Source organism: Snodgrassella alvi (assembly GCF_002777745.1).
Classification (GTDB): domain Bacteria; phylum Pseudomonadota; class Gammaproteobacteria; order Burkholderiales; family Neisseriaceae; genus Snodgrassella; species Snodgrassella alvi_D.
The window spans coordinates 88,891-108,504 of record NZ_MEIO01000055.1 but is presented as its reverse complement, the minus strand read 5'-3'; the positions used below and the strand labels follow the sequence as shown (position 1 = coordinate 108,504).

Below are 19,614 nucleotides of genomic sequence, written 5' to 3'. Positions count from 1 at the left end.
AAAATATAATATTGAGTTCATAGGTTAAATACAGTGTCGATATTAGACTGGAATCAGCAAATGGATTTGATGATGGCAAAAAGGTCACATCATCTTTAAGCAGGAGGTAAAAATGCTTGTCTCTGCACCTATAAAATAAGCATTGCTATTTTATACTGGTCTGATAAAATATCACTTATGGAACAGCGCAAGCCGCCAGAATCGGGCGGCTTGCTTTTTGTTATTAATACGAAATACCGTTGTAGCATTTAGCTGCGGTATCTTGGAGAAATATGATGCAAAAAATTCCGTTGACCGTAATTGGTGCCGATTTGCTGAAGCAGGAGCTGCAAGAACTGAAGAGTGTGGCTCGTCCTGCTGTGATTGAGGCTATTGCTGAGGCACGTTCACATGGCGATCTGTCGGAAAATGCAGAATACGAAGCTGCTAAGGAAAAACAGGGCTTTATTGAAGGCCGGATTGCTGAAATCGAGCACAAGCTTTCATTGGCGCACATTATCGACCCGAAAGAAACTAATGCTGATGGTAAAGTGGTATTTGGGGCAACAGTGAAAATGCAGGATCTGGAAACTGAAGAAGTGGTTAGTTATCAGATTGTGGGTGAAGATGAGGCCGATATTAAACAGGCAAAAATTTTTGTTGGTTCTCCGATAGCACGCGCGTTGATTGGCAAGGAAGAAGGCGACGTGGCCGAAGTTCAGGCACCAAGTGGTGTGCGTGAATATGAAATTCTTGAGGTTTTCTATATTTAAGTAGATGGTTTTTAATCAGTTGTCTGTTGCCTTGAGCTAAACCGCTAAAGGCAAAATAATTAAGCGATTCATGAAATGAATCGCTTTTGTTTATTCAGCTGTTTCAGCTTTTTGACGGTATAACACCAGTTGTTTGCCAATGTGCTGTATCAGCTCGGCGCCTGTAGCTGCGCACAATGCTTCAGCAATGGCAATACGTTGTGCACGTTCGTCACCGGCAACCTGTACTTTAATTAGCTCATGCGCATCGAGATTGCGGTTGGTTTCGGCGATTACTTCGGCTGTAAGTCCATGCTGTCCAATTAATACGACCGCATGCAGTTGATGTGCGCGTGCTTTTAATGCTATTTTATCTTTACTGTTTAGTTTATCAGTTGCCATTTTGGTTTCCATATTGCTAAAACCTGCTTATCCGGTTGACGGATACGCTGGTTGAATTCAGATTGAGCTATTTTAAATGAGGCAGCCGAATTTTTATAGTTAATATCAATCTGATTTTATGTAATACGTATAATATTTGTGTATGGCTGGTTAATTGACTCCGCCAGTATATGCTGTATTTATAAAATCAGGTGGTGAGTATATGTGATCAACTGGTAAGCAGAAGTTGTCTGTTGGGTATAACTGAATAGTTGTTTAAAATATGTGTTGATTTTATCTATTTTTGATAATATATGTTTAAATTATTGAAGTTGCTTCAGGCTGATTGCCATGTATGGGCTATTAACTGTTTCTGTTTCGAATATTTTAAACCTTGATTGATGCTGTTTTAAATTAATAATGATGAATTTTCAGCGTATATACAGTGGTACATTGTGGGTGCTGGACACCATTTTTTTCAGACTGTTTGCTTGGTACTGGTTAATGGGATTGTTTATACAGATTCTTTCCTATACCGAAGCCCGGGATAGTATGAGAAAAGAATCTATGTTCCCTTTTGAGGTGGCGGTGTTTCAAGCTGATGGTTCTTTTGAAGACATCAGTTATACGGCAGATAGGGATGTCAGGCCTGAAAATACCTCCTATCTGGCTCCTGTACCCAATGGGCATAAGAAGTATGGTGAATATAGTTCTTTTAGTTATCAGGTGATTAAGCAGCAGCCACAGCAGCAGTTAATCCAGACAGTTTCTAAAGATGATGAGCGCACTACATGGGCAACCTATGTGGCAACTCATGATTCGATTATGCCGTTAACCACTAGAATATATGCTTTTGATTATATGCCAGCTTCTGCCGCTGCGGCTTTTGTTGTGGTGCAGTTGTTGAAGTATTTCATCCGTTATCTGATTCGGAGAAATCAAATCAGGTTGAGCTGTAGTGCTGAGTATTAACGGCTGAATCAGTTCTGTATGCTGAGTAGATTTTTATACTTTTATTTTGTCAATCAGTATTTTTGCTTAAAACGCTGCTGGCAGTATGATGCAAAGAAGATAGATTCAGGTTTGAGGTAGAAGCGGCGAATTCAGACTGTTTTGGTGGCAGGTTAAGGTAATCTGCTGCTGTTTTAGGCTGTTAAATTTATCAGCTTTGCTACTGGTATACTCTGTATTCCACTTCGATTTCACGATACAATGTGAAGGTTTTTTCAAGAAATTGCATCATGGGTGTTCGTTCTAAATCTTCCAGTGCATGGCTCAATGAGCATGTTAACGATCATTATGTTCATCTGGCTCAGAAAGAAGGCTATCGTGCCCGTGCAGCCTACAAGCTGCTGGAAATCAATGATAAGGATCATCTGATACGGCCGGGTGCGGTGGTGGCAGACCTTGGCAGTGCGCCCGGAAGCTGGTCGCAGGTTGCTGCTAAACTGGCCGGTAAGCAGGGGCAGGTGTTCGCGCTGGATATTTTGCCAATGGAACCAGTGGCAGGTGTGCGCTTTATTCAGGGTGATTTTCGCGAGAATGAAGTCTTGGTGCAGTTTGAAACTTTACTGGATGGCTGTGAGTTAGATCTTGTAATTTGTGATATGGCACCCAATATGTCAGGCAATAACATTACCGATCAGGCGCGCAGTTTATATCTGGCAGAGTTGGGGCTGGAATTTGCGCAGGCACATCTGAAACAGGGTGGTGACTTTCTGGTGAAGGTGTTTCAGGGTAGTGGTCTGCAAGAGTTTCAGCAGTTAATGAAGGATAGCTTTGCACAGGTATTGATTCGCAAACCGAAAGCTTCCCGAGACCGTTCCAGTGAAATTTATCTGCTTGGTCGCGGTAAAAAATAGTTTTGATGGCCAATGTTCTTTGGTGATGTTGGCTATGCTAACTATTCTGAACAACAATTAATTAACCTCCTTAGGAGTTTCTGACAGTGCGGAATACCGTAAAGAATCTTTTTGTCTGGCTGGTGCTGGCGTTAATTTTAATGGCCGCATTCAACGCCATAACTGAGAAAAAAGAGAGTAAAAAGCAAATTGAATACTCTCAGTTTATTCAGCAGGTTAACAAGGGTGAGATTGCTAGCGTAAATATTGAAGGTTCGGTAGTTAATGGCTTTCAGCTCAAAGGTGTGCGCAATGATAAATCTTCTTTTGTCACTAATGCTCCTACACCACTGGAAAATAATCTCATTAATAATCTGCTGACGAAGAATGTTCGGGTTAATGTGATTCCGGAGGAAAAGCCAAGCTTTTTAACTAATCTGCTGTACAGTATGTTGCCGATGCTGTTGTTGATTGGGGTGTTTTTTTATTTTATGCGCTCGATGCAGGGTGGCGGCGGTAAGGGCGGTGCTTTCTCTTTTGGTAAAAGCCGTGCCCGTTTGTTGGATAAGGAAGCTAATAAAATCACTTTTGCCGATGTGGCTGGTTGTGATGAAGCCAAGGAAGAAGTACAGGAAGTGGTGGATTATCTGCGTGCTCCGCAGCGTTACCAGACGCTGGGTGGCCGTATGCCTCGTGGTATTCTGATGTGCGGCAGTCCGGGCACAGGTAAAACTCTGCTGGCCAAGGCTATTGCTGGCGAGGCGCAGGTACCGTTTTTCAGTATTTCCGGTTCAGATTTTGTGGAAATGTTTGTTGGTGTAGGTGCTTCACGTGTGCGTGATATGTTTGAGCAGGCGAAGAAGAATGCACCCTGTATTATTTTTATTGATGAAATTGATGCAGTAGGCCGCCAGCGTGGTGCTGGCTTAGGTGGTGGTAATGATGAACGTGAGCAAACCCTGAATCAACTGCTGGTTGAAATGGATGGTTTTGATAGCAATACGACAGTGATTGTGATTGCGGCCACTAACCGCCCCGATGTGCTTGATCCGGCACTGATGCGTCCCGGTCGTTTTGACCGGCAGGTAGTCGTGCCTTTACCGGATATACGTGGTCGTGAACAAATTCTGAAAGTACATGCAGCTAAAGTGCCTTTGGATAAGTCGGTCGATTTGCCGATTCTGGCGCGTGGTACTCCTGGTTTCTCTGGTGCTGATCTGGCCAATTTGGTAAATGAAGCTGCACTATTTGCCGGTCGTCGTAATAAGACCAAGGTTGATATGAGTGACTTTGAAGATGCCAAGGATAAAATCTATATGGGTCCGGAACGTCGGTCTATGGTGATGCATGAAGATGAGAAGAAAGCTACTGCATATCATGAATCAGGCCATGCAGTTGTTGCTGAAACACTGGACTTTACTGACCCTGTACATAAAGTTACGATTATGCCGCGTGGCCGAGCGCTGGGGCTGACTTGGCAGTTGCCTGAGCGTGATCGCATTAGTATGTATGAAGACCAGATGCTTAATCAGATTTCGATTATGTTTGGTGGTCGTATTGCTGAGCAGATGTTTATCGGTAGAGTATCTACTGGTGCATCAAATGATTTTGAGCGTGCTACTCAGCTTGCGCGTGATATGGTGACCCGTTATGGTATGTCTAAAAAGATGGGGCCGATGGTGTATGGCGAAAATGAGAATGAAGTATTTCTTGGACGTTCAGTAACCCAGTCGAAAAATATTTCTGAAAAAACCATGCAGGAAGTTGATGCTGAGGTGCGGCGTATCCTTGATGAGCAATATGCTATTGCTTACAAAATTCTGGATGAAAATCGCGACAAGATGCATACCATGGCTCATGCTTTGATTGAGTGGGAAACCATTGATCGTGATCAGGTGTTGGAAATCATGGCTGGTAAGCAGCCTAGTCCACCGAAAGATTTTAGTGAAAATGTGGTCAAGGATGCTGAAGTTGAGCAACCAGTTGCTGAGGTTGCTACTGCTTCAACTGATTCTGTAACAGAAGCTGTGAGTGATGCTGCAACTAAGTCGCCAGAATCGGAGCAGAAATCACAGAAATAATATAATTGAGTTTTCAACGGCAGCTAGAGCTGCCGTTTTTTATACCCGCTTTTGATGCATGAGAGAGATATGGAGTTAGAATGTTTTTTATTCATTATTTTTTTAATAATCTATATGCACTTTGTGAAATGCCTCAGGTAATTAAATAAGCTGTGAAAAGCAGACTGGCTGCTGAAAGATAGTCATCTTAAATCAGGTAATCATGAATGCTAAAAAGAAGCAATATGATTGTTTACAATCCAGATAAAGTCAGGTGATTTGGTTATATTGATCAATCAATATTTACCTGATTTTGTGATTCATGCTGCGATTTGGTTTGATTAAGCGTATGACGGTTGTATGGGTTAATGTAAGTGTTTGAATCTAGAAATCTAATGTTGTTTCGATATTGGGTATGATGCCAGAGCGATTATGGCTTCCAAGGCATGGTTTCTATTTAATTCTGTATATGCTGTGTCTGTATAGGCTATCTGGGGTGGTGTAGCTTTTGGCAATGCAAGTGGCAATAGGGTTATAGTAGCTGAAAGCAATATTGTTGCTGGGTTATTCTGATATTGTACTGTTTTTGTATTGGATACGGAATTCTGGTTGTTATGGAACAAAAGACAGGATATTTCTGGTGTCAGGCTGATGTTAATTGTTCTATAAAATAATGGACTGATGCTTGATGTTAAATGTCTAGTATTGCTCTTTTTCTGGATAACTGTTTGCATGTGGTTTTGACTGGGTTATGTTAATGCAAACTATTTATTGATATGGCTAATAACAGATTTTTTATTGTGAAATGCCATAGACTGGTCTGAGATACTTTACAGTTTAAGTCAGTGGTATCAGTTGTGAATACAGGCAAATTAACTGTATTGGCTATTGTTGAAAGATAATGATTGATTATGGATAGTTCTATGCAAACTTACTGGCAGTGTGGTCGGTTTCAGGTTGATCTCGCTGCTCCGAAGATTATGGGTATTGTCAATTTAACGCCGGATTCGTTTTCTGATGGTGGCCGTTACAATGCTTCGCTGACGGTGGCCTTAAATCATGCAGAGCAGCTGCTGAAAGATGGGGCTGATATTCTGGATATAGGTGGCGAAAGTTCACGTCCTGGTTCGGCTTTTGTGTCGCCTCAGGAAGAGTGGGCACGGATTGAGCCGGTACTGCGTGAATTGATAACTTGGAATGTGCCCTTAACGGTGGATACGCGGCGTACATGGGTAATGCGCCAATTACTGGAACAGCAGCTAGCAGACGGGATTAATGATATTCAGGCGCTAGAGGATGCCGACGCGGTAGCTTTGTTGGCGCAGCAGCAGGATGTGGGGGTGTGTCTGATGCATATGCAGGGGCAACCAGAGAATATGCAGCATAATCCTGTATATGAGGATGTGGTGACAGAGGTTGGCCAGTATTTACAGCAACGGGTGCAGGTATGTGAGCAGGCCGGTATTAAACGTACGCGTCTGACGGTAGATCCGGGGTTTGGTTTTGGCAAAACCCTTGAGCATAATATTGCTTTGATGCAGCATTTTGCTGCATGGCAGGTACTTGCGGGCTGCCCGGCTCTGATTGGTGTGTCACGTAAGACGATGATTGGTTTGCTAACTGCTGAAACAGACCCACGGCAACGGGTTACTGGCAGTGTGGTGGCTGCGGTGGCTGCGGTGGCGCGCGGGGCTGCGATTGTACGGGTGCATGATGTGCGTGAGACCCGCCAAGGATTGCAGGTATGGGCTGCTTTGGGTGCTGGTGTGCAATGAAAGTGAATTTGTTTTCTCTGCCAGAATTGCTGCTGTGCTTTTGTCATTGTGGCGCTGTTCGGGCATCTTCTGAATGTACAGGTATTCGGATATTAGATAGATGCGGTTTATGCATTGGCGGGATAAGCCTGTTCTTCAGGGCTTGACTTTAGGTTTTTAATGGAAATAGTAGGCTGTATTTTACGAATATTGGCCGAATAGGCTCGCAAATACTATTTTATTTACTGACTGGACAGCTATGCCTGTTCTAAAATAACAGTCTTGTTTTAATTGGTTGGAGTAGGTGATGGCAAAGAAATATTTCGGTACTGACGGGATACGTGGTGAAGTAGGCAAGTTTCCGATTACGCCTGAATTTGTACTGAAATTAGCTTATGCTGCTGGCCATGTATTGGTTCAGCACGGAACTGATCATCAGCCTACTGTGCTAATTGGTAAGGATACGCGCATATCTGGCTATATGCTGGAAGCGGCGATGGAAGCTGGTTTTACTGCGGCAGGAGTGAATGTACTGCTTACTGGTCCATTACCGACGCCAGGTGTGGCGTATTTAACCCGTGCGCTGCGTCTGGATTGTGGGGTGATGATTTCTGCTTCACATAATGCATATCACGATAATGGGATTAAGTTTTTCGCTGAGGGTGGGGTGAAGCTGAGTGACCATCTGGAGCTGGAAATTGAAGCAGAACTGGAAAAACCGGTGCAGACTGTGCCATCCAGCCAGCTTGGCCGTGCCCGGCGTATTAATGGTGCTGTGGACCGCTATATTGAATTTTGCAAGTCTACTTTTCCCAGCCATTTGAATTTGCGTGGTTTGAAGCTGGTGGTAGATACTGCCAATGGCGCAGCTTATGATGTGGCTCCTAAAGTTTTCCATGAATTGGGTGCTGATGTGGTATGCATTGGCGATAAGCCTAATGGTTATAATATCAATCAGAAAATTGGCGCAACTTATACTAAATCGTTGCAGGCTGCGGTATTACAGAATGAAGCAGATTACGGTATTGCACTGGATGGTGATGGTGATCGGCTGATGATGGTAGATAAGGTTGGCAAGGTTTATGATGGTGATGCGCTGATTTATGTTATCGCTAAGGCACGTGCCGCAGCCGGTTGTCTAAATGGTGGCGTGGTTGGAACGGCCATGACTAATCTGGCAATGGAACTGGCATTTAAACAGTTGGGTATTGATTTTGTCCGTGCCCGGGTGGGCGATCGTTATGTGTTGGAACAGTTGCATCAGCACCAGTGGTCGCTGGGAGGTGAGGCTTCCGGCCATATTGTTTGTCTGGATAAGCATAATACTGGTGATGGGATTATTGCAGCTTTACAGGTCTTTGCAGCTTTGCAAGGTTTACAGCAGGATTTGGCCAGTATACTTACTGACTGGCAGCCTTTTCCGCAAACCATGATTAATGTTCATATTGAGCCGGGTCAGGACTGGCAGAGCATTGCCACGCCGGTGGCTGATGAGGTGACGGCACAGCTGGGAGAAAATGGGCGCGTGGTACTCCGCCCATCAGGAACAGAACCAGTGGTGCGGGTAATGGTGGAAGCACGCCAGATTGAGACTGCGCAGCAGGCAGCTGAAAAAATTGCTAATGCGATTGTGGCGGGTTTGGCGGATTAAATCTGTTCGGTCAGAATGAGAGAAGAACGGGCATTTTATGTTTGCATTGCTGGAAGCTTTTTTTACTGAGTATGGCTATGCAGCGGTATTTCTGGTGTTGGTAGCCTGTGGCTTTGGCGTGCCAATACCCGAAGATGTAACGCTGGTTACTGGTGGTGTGATTGCCGGTCTGGGGCACGCGAATGTGCATACGATGTTTGTAGTAGGCATGGCTGGTGTGCTGGTAGGTGATGGCCTGATGTTTACCGCAGGGCGGGTGTTCGGCCATCGTATTCTGAAATTCCGTTTTGTGCAGCGGGTAATGACGCCAAAGCGTTATGCTCAGGTGCAGGATAAGTTTGATAAATATGGTAGTAGGGTGCTGTTTATCGCCCGTTTTCTGCCGGGATTGCGTACGCCGATTTATATTACGGCAGGTATCAGTGGTAAGGTTTCGATTCTGAAGTTTTTACTGATGGATGGACTGGCTGCGATGATTTCGGTACCTGTCTGGGTATATCTGGGTGAATATGGTGCGGAGAATATCGACTGGCTGATGCATAAGGTACATCAGTTTCAGGCAGTGGTGTATGTTGTTATTGGTGTTGGTGTGCTGGCTTTGGTGTATTACTGGTGGAAAAAACGTCAGCGTGTGCAGTTTTTTAAACGTAAGATTGCTGAAATTCGCCAGCGTCGCCGCACCCGCAAACAGCAAAAGCAAGGTTTGAAATAAACCTCGGAATTTTTGTATTAATAAAAAAGACAGTTGTGATAACTGTCTTTTTTATTGGCTATTACTGTGTGTTTTAGTTTTGGCCGATTTTGCTTTCACGCCCGCTGAACAGATTTTTAATATTGCTTTTATGCCGATACAGTACGAGCAAATCGATCACAATAATGGCAAATACCCAGCTTGTTTGCGGCATAAACCACCAGGCGATAAATGGGCTGATCAGGGTGGCAATTAAGGCTGCCAATGAGGATACTTTGAAGCCAAAGGCTATGATAAGCCAGACAGCAGTGCAAATCAGTGCAGTAGGCCATGATAAGGCCAGTAATACGCCCAGTGCAGTAGCTACGCCTTTGCCACCTTTAAATTTAAAAAATACCGGCCACATGTGCCCGATAAGAACCGCTACCGCCACTATGGCAATGATGCTGTTGTCTAGTTGCCATGTGGCCTGATAATGCTCTGCTAGCCAGACGGCCAGCCAGCCTTTGAATGCGTCGCCAAGCAGGGTAAGAGCAGCGGCACTTTTTCTGCCACTACGCAGGACATTGGTGGCGCCGGGGTTGCCGGAGCCATAGCTGTGTGGGTCGGGCATACCCATGCAGCGTGAAACAATAACAGCAAAAGACAGGGAACCTAACAAGTAGGCACCGATAATTGCAAAGTAGTTAGCCATAAAGTGGTTTCTTTGGTCTACAATCTTAGGGTTTGCATTTTAGCCCAGTGGGTTGGACATGGATACTATCTTTTTACATGGCATGAGTGCGCAAACGCTGATTGGGGTATATCAGTGGGAGCGGCAGCAGCAACAGACTTTGCTGCTGGATTTGGATATTGGTACTGATTTTCAGCAGGCGGCGCTAAGCGATAATATTGACGATACGATTCATTACGCCAGAGTAGCTGAGAACTTGCGCGAGGCATTAGCTGAACAGGAATTTTTGTTGCTGGAAGCGCTGGCTGAATATGTGGCGCAATTTATTCTGACGCGTTATGAGGCATTATGGGTGCGGGTGAAGGTGGTGAAGCCGGGGATTCTGGCTGGTGTCAAAGAGGTGGGTGTATCAATTGAGCGACAACGGGCTTAAAAAGTGATAATTGTTTGCCTTGCCTGGAAAAGGAAGAGATATGCATACGCCGGTTTGGACTGTGGCACGGATGAAAGCATGGGAAGATCAACAGAATCTGGCTGGTTTGAGCTATGCCAGAATGATGGAACATGCGGGTAGCCGTGCTGCAGAGGATTTAATGCGGCGTTTTCCGCATCCACAGCATACGCTGGTGCTTTGTGGTAAGGGTAATAATGCCGGTGATGGTCTGGTACTGGCACGGATATTGGCGCAACAGCACTGGCCGGTAACTATTGTGTGGTTGCAGGGGAGGCAATTGTCTGTTTTGGCGGCCGCTAATCAGGTACGTCTACCTGCTGCGATCAATTATGTGGATATGGCACAGCTGGACGTTGTACTGCCATCCATGCAGCTGGTGGTGGATGCGGTGTATGGTACTGGTTTTCATGGGGAGCTGCCACAAGCTGTAGGAGAATGTTTTGCTACGGTGGCTCAGGCTGATGTGTTTCGGGTAGCGCTGGATATGCCCAGTGGAGTGGCTGGAGATGGGGACACAGTGGCCAGTGGCAGTTTTCAGGCACAGCTTACTTATGCTTTTCAGGCATTGAAACCAGCTCATTGTCTGACGCAGGTTCAACAATTATGTGGTGAAGTGCTGTGTATTGATTTACAGGGCTGATGGCATTTGCCGATACCATACCTGATAGCATTGTGCCATGTGTAGCAACATACACGCGGTGGCGCCCCAGATGTGCCAGTGTTGGTAATATAAATGATAGACGGGAAGCCGGCGCTGCTGATAATAGATGATGCTTTGCTGATATTGGCTGCTATCCAGAGCGATGGACAGAGGAATAGCAAACATTTCGCTGACTTCAGCATGGTTGAGCTGCCATTGCAGGTGTGCATTGCTCCAGGCTAAAACTGGGACGACTTTAAAGCCGCTTGGAATATAGCATGATGGTAGTGTGCCGGCCAGATGCCACTGGTTACGAATCAAACCAGTTTCTTCTATGCTTTCACGAAATGCAGCTGTGATGCTGTTTTCATTTTCTTCCAGTTTACCACCGGGAAAGGCAATTTGTCCGCTGTGCTGACGCAGTTGTTTGCTGCGCTGGCTTAGCCAGATTTGGGTTGTACCATGATTCCAGTCGAAGGGCATGAGTACTGCTGCCTGCTGAAAGGTAACAGGTAGGTGTTGCAGTGATTCTCTGCGCTGACTGAGTATCACCGAGGTAGTGGTGGTACTGGCATAATGCAGAAACTGGTTCAGGCTATCTGGTGAGGTAAACATATTAATATGTAAGAATATTTTCTATTTGATGTCTTTATATATTGATTGAGCGTAAATGACCAGAATAATCTGTAGACATGGGGGAGTGTCTGAGAAAGATGTAGGCAGTAAATTAGATTATTCAGGCGCTGCTTAAAGATAAATTAAAACCAGTTCAATAAACTGCGAGGTTTATTATGGGAACTGGTTTAGTTTCAAATTATTGATATTATAGGTGAAGAAATATACTAATATAATGACTGGTTATACCATTTATTACTTTGCAATAGTATCTGTGGCTGTTTGACTCTGTCATTTAATTGTTATAGTGTGCGTGAATACTGGGCAGCAGTGCGTTTCTGACGCAAGTAATGATCAAATACCATAGCGATATTGCGAATCAGTAGACGTCCTTTCGGAGTAACCTGTAATTGTTGGTCGGTAAGGTGGAGTAGGCCAAGCTGTGCCAGTTGTTGTAAGTCGGCCTGTTCAGCCGCGAAATAGGTTTGAAAAGGCTGTTGCATTGCTGTGCTATAGTCGTGATAGCTGAGCTGGAAGCGACACATTAGGTCTTGTATCACCTGTCGGCGCAGTAAATCATCTGTGTTGAGCTGGTAGCCACGCATAACCGGCAGGCGGTTTTCATCCAGTGCCTGATAATAGGCTGTTAATTCTTTTTCATTCTGGCTGTAGATATTGGCTATTTTGCCGATGCTGGATACACCAATGGCAATTAAATCGCAGTCGGCATGGGTTGAATAACCCTGAAAATTGCGTTGCAGACGCCCTTCTGACAGGGCAATAGCCAGCTCGTCATGTGGTTTGGCAAAGTGATCCATGCCAATAAAGATATAGCCCTGCTGTAACAGGTAGTGTACGGTATTTTGGAGGATATCCAGTTTGACACTGCTGTCTGGTACCGCTGCTGTATCGATCCGCCGCTGAGGTTTGAACAGATGCGGCAAATGTGCATAGTGATACATGGCAATACGGTCTGGCTGCAATTCCAATACATGATCCAAGGTGCAGCGCATGGAAGCTTCTGTCTGGTGTGGCAGGCCATAGATTAAATCAACGCTGACTGATTGAAAACCATTATGGCGTGCTGCTTCAATCACGGCACGGGTTTCAGCTTCACTTTGAATGCGGTTGACTGCTTGCTGTACGGTAGGGTTGAAATCCTGAATGCCGATACTCATGCGGTTAAAGCCGAGCTTGCCCAGATGAGCAACTGTGCTGGCGGTAACTTTGCGCGGGTCGATTTCAATGGAGTATTCGCCCTGACTGGTCAGGGTAAAGTAGCGGCTGATGCTGGCAAAGATGTGGCTTAGCTGGTCGTCGTTAAGAAAGGTAGGTGTGCCGCCACCGAAATGCAGTTGTGCCAGCAGAGGCTTGCCCTGCCAGTTTTGAGCCAGAAGTGCCAGCTCTTTATCCAGATACTGGATATAGCGATCCGCACGGCTGGTATCTTTGGTAATGATTTTATTACAGCCGCAGTAATAGCAGATGGTATTACAGAAGGGTATGTGTACATACAAGGATACGGGCTGCTGGTTGCTGATATGCCGCTGTAGGGTAGTCTGTAACTGTGAAGCTGTAAAAGCGGAATTAAAGCGATCCGCAGTAGGATAGGATGTATAGCGTGGGCCTGAAGTAGGTAAGGAAGCAATAAGACTGCGGTCAAATTCTATGTTGATGCGTGGTGTGTTCATTGGGTAATAATGATTATTCTTGTTGAATGTCTTGGGAAAATAGATGGGAGTGATAACTATTTATGGTAGAATAAGCACATGCAGCAGTAAAGTAAAACAGTGACTATATAATAAGCCTATTTTGTATTAATAGCAGGGTCTGATAGAAAATTCAATTCACTTTGTCAATAATGGGTATGGTTGTCTAGAGAAAATTTGATTTGTATCAATATGTTTGTTATATGTTGTTCTTTGGCAAAGTGTAACAGGTAATTAATTAAATATATTATGATTAGATTGCATAAACAGGGTGAAGTAGTACAGAAATTGTGTGAGAAATGTTCTTTACATATTCTTTGTATGCCGGTAATGCTGAAGGAACGAGAATTAACTGAGCTGGGCGCGATTATTCGTCAGAGTCGTCGCCTGAAAAAGGGTGAATATCTGTTCCGAGCCGGTGAACCTTTTGGTGCAATATTTGCGGTGCGTACCGGTTTTTTCAAAACGATGGTAAATAGTCAGGACGGGCGCGATCAGGTGACAGGATTTTTCATGTCTGGCGAGCTGCTCGGGTTGGATGGTATTTGTAATAATATTCATGGCTGTGATGCAGTGGCTCTGGAAGACAGCGAGGTATGTGAGCTGCCGTTTAATAATCTGGAGGATGCTGGTAATCTGCTACCTTCATTACAAACCCATTTTTATCGTCTGATGAGTCAGGAAATCCTGCGTACACAGGAGCTAATGCTGATGTTGGGGAATATGCGTGCTGAAGAACGTCTGGCGGCCTTTCTGGTTAATCTGTCTCATCGTCTGAGCTTCCGTGGTTTCGCGGCCAATGATTTTATTCTGCGTATGTCACGTGAGGAAATTGGCAGCTATCTGGGGCTGAAACTCGAAACAGTAAGCCGTACTCTGTCCAAATTTCAGCATGAGGGCTGGATTAAGGTGGAACACAAGCACATACAGTTACTTCAACCATGGATGTTGCAGGAAATGGTGATGCATTGCCAGAAGGCGGCGAGTTAAATTTTGTCCGGATCTGAAGTAAGGCTGTAGAACAATTGTGCTACAGCCTTTTGTTTTCGCTAATTGCTTAGCTGTACTTGTATATAACCGTATCATTATTAACGTGTTATTATTCGGCTATATCAGGCATAATTGGCCATAGCTGCCAATTTGAGAGTGTCTTTGCCATAAAATCCGGCGGTTAAATAGCGCATCCAGCGGATTTTACGCAAACTGTTGGCTACGATGGTATGAACTTCATGGGGCTGATTATGCATCATATTGTCCCACAAGGCTTTGGCCTGACTGGCTACGCTATAATCTTGCATCAGGCGTGCGCCTGAGTGCAGGTAACACAGCCAGTCGCGGGCATGACATGCTGGTAAAGGCATCACTGACAGTGGGTCATCCTCAAAATCAATAAAGCCTATGCTGTTTTGATTGACGTAAATCATGTTGCGGGCAAAAGTTTCACTGAGGTACTGCTTGCGTTTGTGTACATCTTCGATAGCATTAAGACCAAGCTGCCAGCGTTGTAGCAGAATTTCTGGCTGGTATTGGTGCTGTTTCCATTCTTTTTCCAGATTGTGTTCACCAATATGGCTAATCATCAGTGCATTTGGCTGTTGTGCCAGAATGATCGGTACCTGAACGCCTGCTATGGATAGCGCATGCAGACGGGCTGCTTCTGTTTGCAGGGAAGGAATACCACCCAGATTGGGTACAGGCTGAAGCATGTGAATGCCACTGATTTGCTGAGCTAGTTTTAATAGATGATAACGCCAAGCGCTGTTGCGCGCGCCAGCCTTACGTACCCATACTCTTTCTCCATTTGCTAATGTATGGCTTTGCATCAGGTCAGTTTGTATAAGCAGGCATTGTTGTAAGGCATGTTGATAAAAGGCTGTGGAATCGGAAACAGTCATGTAGCTTGTTGTTAAAATTCAAAACAGAATATTGATTGTACTATAGTTGAGTTTATTGCTCTTAAATTTAAGGTAATAAATCTTTTAGACGGTAATAGCCTACGCCAAGCCATTGTGCAGGCAGGCGCAAAAGCTTGCCTCCCGGAAAATTGTGATGGGTTATTTTCTCAAACAGGCGCAGGCGACTGTCATCACCGCTGATGGCTTCGGCAATAATCTGTCCGCCCAGTCCGGTAGCAGCTACGCCATGTCCAGAAAATCCCTGTAAAAAGTATAGCTGTGGATTAAGGCGACCGAAATGGGGAATGCGGTTCATGCTGATGTCAACCTGACCGCCCCAGGCATAGTCAATATGTACATCTGCCAGTTGCGGAAAAACTTTTAACATATCTCGACGCATGCCTTGAATTAACTGCTGCTGACTGGGCTCGCGACCGGAATAGTTAACCTTGCCTCCAAACAACAGACGCTTGTCTGCACTAAGACGGTAATAGTCGAGCACAAAGCGGGTATCACATACGGCCATGTTATTTGGTATAAGGCGTTGAGCACGCTCGCCTAGTGGTGCTGTTGCAATCATATAAGTGCCTACCGGCAGAATTTTGGCTGCCAATGGCCGAATAGGTGCATGTTGCAGACTGCGGGTAAAGGTATTAACGGCAATGACAAGATTTTTGGCTGTAATATGGCCGTTCGGGGTGGTAATTCGGTAGCCATGTTGCCATGGTTCTAAGGTGAGCATGGGTGAGTGCTCGAATAATAATGCGCCAGCTTCGACTGCTGCGCGAGCCAGCCCCAGCGTGTAGTTGAGTGGATGCAGATGACCTGCCTGTTGGTCAAAAATTGCGCCTATATAGCGTTCACTTGCCAGCTGTTGTTGCAGTTGGTTTTGATTCCATATCTGATAATCGTGAAAATGATAATGTATGGCAGCTTCTTTCACCCATTCTGTTAGGGCATGCAGATGCCGTGGCCGGATGGCAACATGAGCATAGCCGCGCTGCCAGTCACAGGCTATCTGGTAGGTTTGAATCTGTTGCTCTACTAGAGCAACGGCTTCGCGGCTCCACTGCCATAGGGTTTGGGCATTTTTCAGGCCAATCATGCTGGCTATGCTGCTCATTTCGGCAGCATAGCCATAAATTACCTGGCCACCGTTGCGGCCAGACGCGCCGTAACCAATCTGTGCTGCTTCGATAAGCGCCACGCTGCGCTGTTGCTGTGCCAGTGGCAATGCTGTGCCGATACCACTCAGGCCACCACCGATAATACATGTTTCGACTTCTACGGAGCCCTGTAAGCGAGGGTAGTCGGTGTGCTCATTACGGCTGGCAGTATAATAGCTGTGAACGGGTTCAGTATGTGGAAATGGTGTAGACATGGGTGCTGTGAGAATCTGGACAAAAGGATAAAAAATTGGCAGTTATCGGAAATCAGATAACTGCCGTGGTAAAAATTTTATTTATTTGCCTCGAGTAACTGGCTTTGGCGGTAGGCTTCTGCCATTTCTCGTTCACGTCTGGTGTTCTGCCGCATCATGCAGTAGTTGATGCCAATAGCCAAAGTACCCACTAGTGCGATGATGATGGTGGCCAGTACATTCATTTGCGGATCTAACCCCAGTTTGATTTTGGAAAAAATAATCATGGGCAGGGTGGAAGAACCCGGGCCGGACAGGAACGAGGTAATCACCAAATCGTCCAGTGACAGGGTGATGGATAACAGGAAGCCGGAGGCAATGGCCGGTGCAATAGAAGGCAGAGTAATCAGAAAAAATACCTTTAATGGCCGTGCGCCAAGGTCTTTGGCTGCTTCTTCCAGCGACTGATTCAGCTCGGACAGGCGTGAGCGGATAATAACAGTCACGTAGGCCATGCATAGGGTGGTGTGCCCCAGCCAGATGGTAAAGAAGCCCCGTTCAAAATACAGGAAGCTGAAAGCGCTGTTTTGCAGCAGCATTTGCACCTGAATAATCAGCAGTAGCATGGACAGGCCAGTGATGATATCTGGCATAACCATTGGTGCAGACACCATGCCGGCAAACAGAGTATTGCCGCGAAAGCGCTTGATACGTGCTAATGCATAGCCTGCCAATGTTCCAAGAATAACGGCTGCTGCGGCTGAACACAAGGCAATGCGCACGGATAACCATGCTGCATCCAGTATCTGTTCGTTCTGTAGCAGCTTGCCATACCATTGGGTTGAAAAGCCTCCCCAGACAGTAACCAGACGCGAGCTATTAAACGAGTAAATAACCAGAATGACCAGTGGCATGTATAGAAAGGCCAGTCCCAGAATCAGCATGCCTCTGAGAAACCAGGATGATTTATTTTTATGCATGGTCGGCTCCTTCTTCGATTTCCCGGGTTTCGTAGCGATGGAACAAGGTAATTGGAATCACCAGTAACAGCACCATGATTACGGCTACAGCTGAAGCCAGTGGCCAGTTATTTTGGTCGAAAAATGCCTGCCATAATATTTTACCAATCATCAGATTTTCTGGTCCGCCTACCAGCTCTGGAATCACAAATTCGCCTACTGCCGGGATGAATACCAGCATTGAACCAGAAATAATACCTGCCTTGGACAGGGGTAAGGTAATGGAAATAAAAGTCTTAATCGGACCGGCACCAAGATCTGCTGCTGCTTCCAGCAGGCGGTTATCCAGCTTCACCAACTGAGTGTATAGAGGCAGAATCATAAAGGGCAGATAGGCGTATACCATTACCAGATTCAGAGAGAATGAGTTGTAGAACATATCCAGTGGCTGGTCGATAAGCCCCCATTTCAACAGATAGGTGTTAATGATGCCGTTATGGCCGAGCAGGCTCATCCACGCATATACACGCAACAGAAATGAAGTCCAGAAAGGCAGCATAATTGTGAGCAGCAAGCCATTACGGATTTTTTCTGGTGCCCGGGCAATGGCGTAGGCTATCGGATAGCCTGCCAGAAGGCAGATAAGTGTTGTGGTAAAAGCGGTTTTAATCGACAGCCAGTAAGTCAATAGGTAAATATTGTCGCCACGATTACCGATAAGCATTTGCCTGAGCGATTGCCAGAAATCGTTGAAGATATCTGCATAATTCTGATAGCTAACCAGTATGTTAACCCGTCCCAGATCGCCATCAATATGATACAGCGGGGTATAGGGTGGAATAGCGATATCCTGCTCGGCAAAGCTAATTTTAAGTACGATAAAAAACGGTACCAGAAACAGTACCAGTAGCCAGATGTAGGGAATGCCAACTACCAGCCCCTGAGTGGGGCGCAAACCTTTGAGGCGGTTAAACCAGTTCATGTTTAAGCTCCCACGGCTGTTAATGTGTCAGGGGGCTGGCCTGATTGTCCGGCCAGCTGATGTAAACTTTTTCTTCCCAGGTAGGCATGGGAATGTTGGATTGTTCCCAGTAGGAGGATAAAACCTGACTTTTAATGATTTTGCCTGAAGGGAGTTGAATATGAAAAATACCAAAGCTACCCAGATAGGCAATTTCTTTCACGATGCCTGCTGACCAGTTGTATTCTTGCTGTGGTTGTTCGCGATAGATGTTGATGTCTTCAGGACGAATGGACAGCCAGATGTTCTGGTCTTCCGGTCCGCTGATGCCATGACCAAGATAAACCATCTGTTGCAGATCAGGACACTGAATAATGGTATGGTCGGATCCATCTTCAGTAACTTTGCCGGCCAGAATATTGGTTTCACCCATAAATTCAGCTGTGAAACGGCTGTTCGGGTAGTCGTAAATGTCAGAAGGTGTACCTACTTGTTGCAATTGTCCGTCAGACATGATGGCAATGCGCGAGGCCATGGTCATGGCTTCTTCCTGATCATGGGTGACCATGATGCAGGTGGCGCCTACTTTTTCCAGTGTATTAACCAGTTCGAGCTGGGTTTGTTGCCGCAGTTTTTTGTCCAGTGCACCCAATGGTTCGTCCAGTAGCAGTAGTTTAGGACGTTTGGCCAGACTGCGCGCAAGTGCGACACGCTGCTGCTGCCCGCCGGAAAGCTGATGAGGTTTACGTTTGGCGTATTTACTCATTTGTACCAGACGCAGCATTTCTTCTACCCGAGCGCTGATCTCACCTTTAGGTAGTTTGTCCTGTTTCAGGCCGAAAGCGATGTTCTGTTCAACGCTCATGTGTGGAAACAGGGCATAACTTTGAAACATCATATTGATAGGACGGTCGTAAGGTTGCAGTTTGGTGATGTCTTCACCATCCAGAATAATTTGCCCCTGAGTGGGCGTTTCCATACCAGCCAGCATACGCAGCAGGGTGGATTTTCCGCTACCGGAGCTGCCAAGCAAGGCGAAGATTTCATTTTTTTTAATAGTAAGATTGACATGATCAACGGCGTAGTTGTCACCATAGGTTTTGACGATGTCTTTGATCTGTAGATAGTGTGCGGCGGGATCGGCGCTTGGCTTGGTGGTTGCGTTTTCGCTCATGATAAGGGTTACTCCAGAAAAATCGTTCCAGCCAATGCTCGGCATATGGATGTTTACTGTAATGT

At 45.6% G+C, this 19,614-nt stretch carries 19 protein-coding genes; 10 read left to right on the top strand and 9 right to left on the bottom strand.

Annotated elements, in window-relative coordinates; translation table 11 throughout:
• Positions 1–275 precede the first annotated feature (275 nt).
• Entirely contained in the window at positions 276–752 is a 477-nt protein-coding gene (gene greA, locus BHC51_RS08845; RefSeq protein ID WP_100089410.1) for a transcription elongation factor GreA, read from the top strand.
• A gap of 90 nt (positions 753–842) precedes the next feature.
• Here the strand turns inward: greA and yhbY are convergent, their stop codons facing one another.
• The gene (gene yhbY / locus BHC51_RS08840) at positions 843–1,133 is read right to left on the bottom strand and encodes a ribosome assembly RNA-binding protein YhbY (RefSeq protein ID WP_100136369.1); all 291 of its coding nucleotides are present in this window, start codon (positions 1,131–1,133) and stop codon (positions 843–845) included.
• Between the two features lie 399 nt (positions 1,134–1,532).
• Between yhbY and BHC51_RS08835 the strand changes: the two genes are divergently transcribed.
• The 6 genes from BHC51_RS08835 (at position 1,533) to BHC51_RS08810 (ending at position 9,130) form a co-directional block, all read left to right on the top strand.
• On the top strand, positions 1,533–2,084 hold the full coding sequence (locus tag BHC51_RS08835) for a hypothetical protein (protein ID WP_100153822.1): 552 nt from the start codon (positions 1,533–1,535) through the stop codon (positions 2,082–2,084).
• A 269-nt stretch (positions 2,085–2,353) separates the two neighbouring features.
• Positions 2,354–2,974, top strand: a complete 621-nt coding sequence (locus BHC51_RS08830) for an RlmE family RNA methyltransferase (protein WP_100099616.1) — start codon at positions 2,354–2,356, stop codon at positions 2,972–2,974.
• An 86-nt stretch (positions 2,975–3,060) separates the two neighbouring features.
• Positions 3,061–5,034 (top strand): ATP-dependent zinc metalloprotease FtsH, encoded by a 1,974-nt coding sequence (gene ftsH / locus BHC51_RS08825; protein ID WP_100153821.1) that lies wholly within the window; start codon positions 3,061–3,063, stop codon positions 5,032–5,034.
• 890 nt (positions 5,035–5,924) lie between these two features.
• Positions 5,925–6,788, top strand: a complete 864-nt coding sequence (folP, locus tag BHC51_RS08820; RefSeq protein ID WP_257384797.1) for a dihydropteroate synthase — start codon at positions 5,925–5,927, stop codon at positions 6,786–6,788.
• 286 nt (positions 6,789–7,074) lie between these two features.
• Positions 7,075–8,418: a phosphoglucosamine mutase gene (gene glmM, locus BHC51_RS08815; RefSeq protein ID WP_100153820.1), complete on the top strand. Its 1,344-nt coding sequence runs from the start codon at positions 7,075–7,077 to the stop codon at positions 8,416–8,418.
• Between the two features lie 37 nt (positions 8,419–8,455).
• The gene (locus BHC51_RS08810) at positions 8,456–9,130 is read left to right on the top strand and encodes a DedA family protein (protein WP_100099620.1); all 675 of its coding nucleotides are present in this window, start codon (positions 8,456–8,458) and stop codon (positions 9,128–9,130) included.
• Positions 9,131–9,203: 73 nt separating this feature from the next.
• Here the strand turns inward: BHC51_RS08810 and plsY are convergent, their stop codons facing one another.
• Complete coding sequence (gene plsY / locus BHC51_RS08805) at positions 9,204–9,803, bottom strand: glycerol-3-phosphate 1-O-acyltransferase PlsY (RefSeq protein WP_100099621.1); 600 nt, start codon at positions 9,801–9,803, stop codon at positions 9,204–9,206.
• 58 nt (positions 9,804–9,861) lie between these two features.
• Between plsY and folB the strand changes: the two genes are divergently transcribed.
• Positions 9,862–10,215 (top strand): dihydroneopterin aldolase, encoded by a 354-nt coding sequence (folB, locus tag BHC51_RS08800; protein WP_100099622.1) that lies wholly within the window; start codon positions 9,862–9,864, stop codon positions 10,213–10,215.
• A gap of 40 nt (positions 10,216–10,255) precedes the next feature.
• Positions 10,256–10,876, top strand: a complete 621-nt coding sequence (locus BHC51_RS08795; protein WP_100099623.1) for an NAD(P)H-hydrate epimerase — start codon at positions 10,256–10,258, stop codon at positions 10,874–10,876.
• Here the strand turns inward: BHC51_RS08795 and BHC51_RS08790 are convergent.
• Both BHC51_RS08790 and hemN read right to left on the bottom strand, forming a co-directional pair.
• Positions 10,865–11,491, bottom strand: coding sequence for an NUDIX hydrolase (locus tag BHC51_RS08790; RefSeq protein WP_100099624.1), 627 nt, complete (start codon positions 11,489–11,491; stop codon positions 10,865–10,867). The genes BHC51_RS08795 and BHC51_RS08790 overlap by 12 nt on opposite strands.
• A gap of 302 nt (positions 11,492–11,793) precedes the next feature.
• Positions 11,794–13,182 (bottom strand): oxygen-independent coproporphyrinogen III oxidase, encoded by a 1,389-nt coding sequence (gene hemN / locus BHC51_RS08785; RefSeq protein WP_100136332.1) that lies wholly within the window; start codon positions 13,180–13,182, stop codon positions 11,794–11,796.
• Positions 13,183–13,449: 267 nt separating this feature from the next.
• Here hemN and fnr point away from each other — a divergent pair, with 267 nt between their 5' ends.
• On the top strand, positions 13,450–14,190 hold the full coding sequence (fnr, locus tag BHC51_RS08780) for a fumarate/nitrate reduction transcriptional regulator Fnr (protein WP_100153819.1): 741 nt from the start codon (positions 13,450–13,452) through the stop codon (positions 14,188–14,190).
• Positions 14,191–14,312: 122 nt separating this feature from the next.
• On the opposite strand, the gene BHC51_RS08775 is transcribed toward fnr, so the two are convergent.
• The 5 genes from BHC51_RS08775 to BHC51_RS08755 form a co-directional block, all read right to left on the bottom strand.
• Positions 14,313–15,095 (bottom strand): hypothetical protein, encoded by a 783-nt coding sequence (locus BHC51_RS08775; protein WP_100153818.1) that lies wholly within the window; start codon positions 15,093–15,095, stop codon positions 14,313–14,315.
• A 67-nt stretch (positions 15,096–15,162) separates the two neighbouring features.
• The gene (locus tag BHC51_RS08770; protein ID WP_100153817.1) at positions 15,163–16,476 is read right to left on the bottom strand and encodes an NAD(P)/FAD-dependent oxidoreductase; all 1,314 of its coding nucleotides are present in this window, start codon (positions 16,474–16,476) and stop codon (positions 15,163–15,165) included.
• A gap of 77 nt (positions 16,477–16,553) precedes the next feature.
• Complete coding sequence (locus BHC51_RS08765; protein WP_100136329.1) at positions 16,554–17,435, bottom strand: ABC transporter permease subunit; 882 nt, start codon at positions 17,433–17,435, stop codon at positions 16,554–16,556.
• Positions 17,428–18,396 (bottom strand): ABC transporter permease subunit, encoded by a 969-nt coding sequence (locus BHC51_RS08760; protein ID WP_100136328.1) that lies wholly within the window; start codon positions 18,394–18,396, stop codon positions 17,428–17,430. Before BHC51_RS08760 ends, BHC51_RS08765 begins: the two co-directional genes overlap by 8 nt.
• A gap of 19 nt (positions 18,397–18,415) precedes the next feature.
• Positions 18,416–19,549, bottom strand: a complete 1,134-nt coding sequence (locus BHC51_RS08755) for an ABC transporter ATP-binding protein (RefSeq protein ID WP_180296473.1) — start codon at positions 19,547–19,549, stop codon at positions 18,416–18,418.
• Positions 19,550–19,614: the final 65 nt, after the last annotated feature.

Excerpts from the sequence above, each read along its gene's own strand:
- BHC51_RS08835 (WP_100153822.1), top strand. The coding sequence starts at position 1,533 with ATGATGAATTTTCAGCGTATATACAGTGGTACATTGTGGGTGCTGGAC.
- BHC51_RS08795 (WP_100099623.1), top strand. The coding sequence starts at position 10,256 with ATGCATACGCCGGTTTGGACTGTGGCACGGATGAAAGCATGGGAAGAT.
- BHC51_RS08830 (WP_100099616.1), top strand. The coding sequence starts at position 2,354 with ATGGGTGTTCGTTCTAAATCTTCCAGTGCATGGCTCAATGAGCATGTT.
- greA (WP_100089410.1), top strand. The coding sequence starts at position 276 with ATGCAAAAAATTCCGTTGACCGTAATTGGTGCCGATTTGCTGAAGCAG.
- BHC51_RS08770 (WP_100153817.1), bottom strand. The coding sequence starts at position 16,476 with ATGTCTACACCATTTCCACATACTGAACCCGTTCACAGCTATTATACT.
- folP (WP_257384797.1), top strand. The coding sequence starts at position 5,925 with ATGGATAGTTCTATGCAAACTTACTGGCAGTGTGGTCGGTTTCAGGTT.
- BHC51_RS08755 (WP_180296473.1), bottom strand. The coding sequence starts at position 19,549 with ATGAGCGAAAACGCAACCACCAAGCCAAGCGCCGATCCCGCCGCACAC.
- glmM (WP_100153820.1), top strand. The coding sequence starts at position 7,075 with ATGGCAAAGAAATATTTCGGTACTGACGGGATACGTGGTGAAGTAGGC.
- BHC51_RS08810 (WP_100099620.1), top strand. The coding sequence starts at position 8,456 with ATGTTTGCATTGCTGGAAGCTTTTTTTACTGAGTATGGCTATGCAGCG.
- fnr (WP_100153819.1), top strand. The coding sequence starts at position 13,450 with ATGATTAGATTGCATAAACAGGGTGAAGTAGTACAGAAATTGTGTGAG.
- folB (WP_100099622.1), top strand. The coding sequence starts at position 9,862 with ATGGATACTATCTTTTTACATGGCATGAGTGCGCAAACGCTGATTGGG.
- BHC51_RS08765 (WP_100136329.1), bottom strand. The coding sequence starts at position 17,435 with ATGCATAAAAATAAATCATCCTGGTTTCTCAGAGGCATGCTGATTCTG.
- yhbY (WP_100136369.1), bottom strand. The coding sequence starts at position 1,133 with ATGGCAACTGATAAACTAAACAGTAAAGATAAAATAGCATTAAAAGCA.
- hemN (WP_100136332.1), bottom strand. The coding sequence starts at position 13,182 with ATGAACACACCACGCATCAACATAGAATTTGACCGCAGTCTTATTGCT.
- plsY (WP_100099621.1), bottom strand. The coding sequence starts at position 9,803 with ATGGCTAACTACTTTGCAATTATCGGTGCCTACTTGTTAGGTTCCCTG.
- BHC51_RS08790 (WP_100099624.1), bottom strand. The coding sequence starts at position 11,491 with ATGTTTACCTCACCAGATAGCCTGAACCAGTTTCTGCATTATGCCAGT.
- BHC51_RS08775 (WP_100153818.1), bottom strand. The coding sequence starts at position 15,095 with ATGACTGTTTCCGATTCCACAGCCTTTTATCAACATGCCTTACAACAA.
- BHC51_RS08760 (WP_100136328.1), bottom strand. The coding sequence starts at position 18,396 with ATGAACTGGTTTAACCGCCTCAAAGGTTTGCGCCCCACTCAGGGGCTG.